This window comes from Ruegeria sp. AD2(2025), assembly GCF_056542385.1.
In genome coordinates, this window is record NZ_JBQFZS010000029.1 from 1 (window position 1) to 3,184 (window position 3,184).

Genomic DNA, 3,184 nt, shown 5'->3' on the forward strand with positions numbered 1-3,184 from the left:
GCTCGCGCAATACCGTGTGCCCGATGCGAAGCGCAGTGTTTTTGAACTTGCGATCACTGTTGTCCCCTTATTCACGCTATGGGCCCTTACGTGGTTTGCGTTATCATTTAGCGTCTGGATCGCAATTTTACTGGCTGTTCTGAACGCCGGATTTCTGGTCCGCATCTTCATCATTATGCATGATTGTGGCCATGGATCTTTCTTCAAAAACCGCAGCGCATGCAATTGGACCGGCAGGGTTCTGGGTGTTCTTACCGTGACACCCTATGACGTTTGGCGACAAAGCCATGCGATTCACCATGCCTCAACCGGTAACCTTGATCGGCGCGGTATGGGTGACATCCCTACATTGACCATTGAGGAATACTTGGAGCGGAATTGGTTCGGGCGTGCCGCTTATCGTCTGACCCGGAGTCCCGTCTTCCTTTTCGGTGTTGCGCCGATCTATACGTTCTTTGTTCAATACCGCTTACCTGTTGGCTTCATGCGGTCAGGCTGGTTGTACTGGGCAAGTGCGATGGGAACAAACGCCGCAATTGCAGGGTTGTTGGCTCTGATTTTGTGGGCCGGAGGCTTTGAGGTGTTGGCGTGTGTTTTCCTGCCAACCGTGGTTGTCGCGTCGTCAATTGGAATTTGGCTTTTCTACATTCAACACCAGTTTGAACACACGACCTGGGAACGGGAAGAGTGGTGGAATCTTCAGAACGCCGCATTCTACGGAAGTTCTCACTATGCCCTGCCCGGCGTCCTGCGTTGGTTCTCTGGCAATATCGGTGTGCACCATGTGCACCACCTCGCCAGTCGCATACCATTCTATCGGTTAAACGAGGTTTTGCGTGACCATTCTGAGTTGGAAGATTGCCAGCGTATTACTTTATTTGAGAGCCTTCATTGCGCACGATTGCATCTTTGGGACGAAGAAAGACAGCGCTTACTGACATTTTCCGAGGCTTTGTCAAAGGCCAATCCCAACAAAAGTTTAGTGTAGTCTGGCGCGGACCAAATAGGCTTCGACAGTATCACCTCCGAGGGCGCGGATGGCTTCTAGTCGGTGAAGGCCTTCAATCAGCACGAACCTCTTGTTGTCCGGGCGTATCTGGATCGGGGTCTTCTGGCCGTTCTTCAGGATATCTTCGGCCAGCGTCAGAACTTTTTGTTGATCAAGCGTTTTCGCCCGTTTCACAGGTACATAGATCAGGTCGAGCGGATATGGTCTTTTCTCCAACATAAGCTACGTGAGCAACCTTTCGTGCATTTGTTCCGGTTCGAAGTTCGCTACAAGAGCTGGGGCTGGAACGTACGTCATAGACCCGAACGAACAGCGTCGCGCAGTTCCTGATGCATAATCCAAGTTGCTGGCTCATCGTCACTTTCGATGTGAGAAAATGCCAGGACCTGCGCGGCTCCATCATTCTGTGCCGATCCAGCTTCGGGAAGTTCGAGCTCCAGATATTCTGCGATCAATAGTCCGATTTTCTTGAAAACCTTGATGGAAGCCTCGCGCGATTTGTGACCGGCTGCCTGAGACAAGTGACCAATGGTCAGACCGTCCTTGCCTGCGATTGTAAGTGCTTTGAGCATTGTGACCTGCGCAGGGGTGAGCCTGATCTGGCGCAATGCCTCGGCATATTCTCTTTCACTGGGAACGAAGGTGCCGGAGTTTCCCTCCAAACGGCGTTGACCGCTACGCTTCCTGTCTCGTTCTTCAAGAATTTCTTTTAAGGCCTCAATGGCCAATGCTGGTGTTTCGCCGACTGCGTCGGCAATCATTGCTTGCGTTTTAGCCGGTGGCTTGGGGAATGCGCGCGCAACGCTGTTACCGCTCAGAATGCCAGCCTTAATCAAGTACTTTCCAAATTCTACTTCAATCACTCCAGATACGTCAGCGTTCCGCGTCTTACGGACACTGCGGTCCTGAAATGCTCTTTGTTCCAGACCATGAGCTGACATCTTTGAACCGGGAAGGGTTACTTGAGGGGCATTTTTACGCATCAGAGAAACACCACAACAACTATCGCCGCAACAAACACCACTATCGCGATAATCATCTTTACTCTGTAGGACCAGCGATGCGCCTTTTCGGCTTTGAGCATTTTACCCAAGTTTTCGTCAATCGAGTTATGGTTCACGGCTTGGTCCTTCCGGATATTTCAGGCGGTATTGATTTCCACCAACCTATTGTCGCGGCACATTTTCGGCGCACTTGTCATTCTGTCTCGTGAACGGCCGATTGCATTCCCAACCGTCACCTCTTCGATTTAAGTGAGCGTTGGAAGGGACAAAGATCGCAACACACCTGCCCTGGTTCGCGCGAAAACCACGCTCACACTTCCATCCAGAATATGTGTCAGACGCGAGGTATGCGTGATCGGGAACGATCACGAAGTCACAGCCACCTTCCGTCGCTTTGAACCCTCTCAGACACACCCAGCCGTCAGCGCTTCGCCTGTCAGATAAGCGCCCGTTCTCGGGAACTTCTATTGCAACGCACTCCCGGCCCTCTTTGCGAAAACCCCAGTGGCAATGTGCTTCTTGAGCACCAAATCGTGTTTCGACGAACCCGTTTTCAGGCACAAACACTTCTTCACATCTATCTTCGACACGTTGGAACAAGCGATTGCACTTCCATCGATCTCCGGTCGATGCAAGATATGCGTTTTTAGGAACGGCTATTTCCTCACAAAGATCTCCAACACGCTTGAATCCATGGTTGCATTCCCAACCTGGACCATAGGAACTGCCGGTCAAATGCGCATTTTCAGGTGCGTTTGCTCTTTGACACGATCCGTTCTTGTTTTCGAAACCTTCGTCACAAACCGATCCTTCGGCATTGCCTGCAACTTGGGCAGTAAGCGGCGTACCTGAGAGCAACACCAAAAGTGTCGGGATCAAACAAAGAATGCAGCGCGTAAACACGATGAATGACTGATTGAAACGGAGCCTGAGACCTGATCTATCGGTCATTAAGCACGCAATTTACGGGCCATGTGCTGTTCATACGGCGCCTTCTTTCCTAGGTCACGCGGTGACAGGGGCATGTCAGGTGACAGTTGCGAATGCTTGCGAGGAACGAGCTCATAGCGAAGACCCCAGCGAAACCCGTTCCAATGCTGGGGCACATGCTACAATTAGTCTGAAGGCCATTGGGTTGTCGCAACCGGCAGCATCGCGGCGACGAGAAAAT

At 51.5% G+C, this 3,184-nt stretch carries 4 protein-coding genes; 1 reads left to right on the forward strand and 3 read right to left on the reverse strand.

All coding sequences use genetic code 11. The annotated features are described in order from the left end of the window. The coding region (locus tag ACR1XV_RS21330) for a fatty acid desaturase (protein ID WP_480535034.1) at positions 1-988 on the forward strand (988 nt) is incomplete at its 5' end. Here the strand turns inward: ACR1XV_RS21330 and ACR1XV_RS21335 are convergent. The 3 genes from ACR1XV_RS21335 to ACR1XV_RS21345 form a co-directional block, all read right to left on the reverse strand. After that, positions 980-1,228 carry a ParB N-terminal domain-containing protein gene (locus tag ACR1XV_RS21335; RefSeq protein WP_170520004.1) on the reverse strand — a complete coding sequence of 83 codons (249 nt, stop codon included), beginning with the start codon at positions 1,226-1,228 and terminating at the stop codon, positions 980-982. The genes ACR1XV_RS21330 and ACR1XV_RS21335 overlap by 9 nt on opposite strands. A gap of 74 nt (positions 1,229-1,302) precedes the next feature. Next, positions 1,303-1,992 carry a hypothetical protein gene (locus ACR1XV_RS21340; protein ID WP_170520007.1) on the reverse strand — a complete coding sequence of 230 codons (690 nt, stop codon included), beginning with the start codon at positions 1,990-1,992 and terminating at the stop codon, positions 1,303-1,305. Then, positions 1,992-2,129: a hypothetical protein gene (locus ACR1XV_RS21345; protein WP_170670428.1), complete on the reverse strand. Its 138-nt coding sequence runs from the start codon at positions 2,127-2,129 to the stop codon at positions 1,992-1,994. The genes ACR1XV_RS21340 and ACR1XV_RS21345 overlap by 1 nt, the downstream gene beginning before the upstream one ends. Between the last annotated feature and the right edge of the window lie 1,055 nt (positions 2,130-3,184).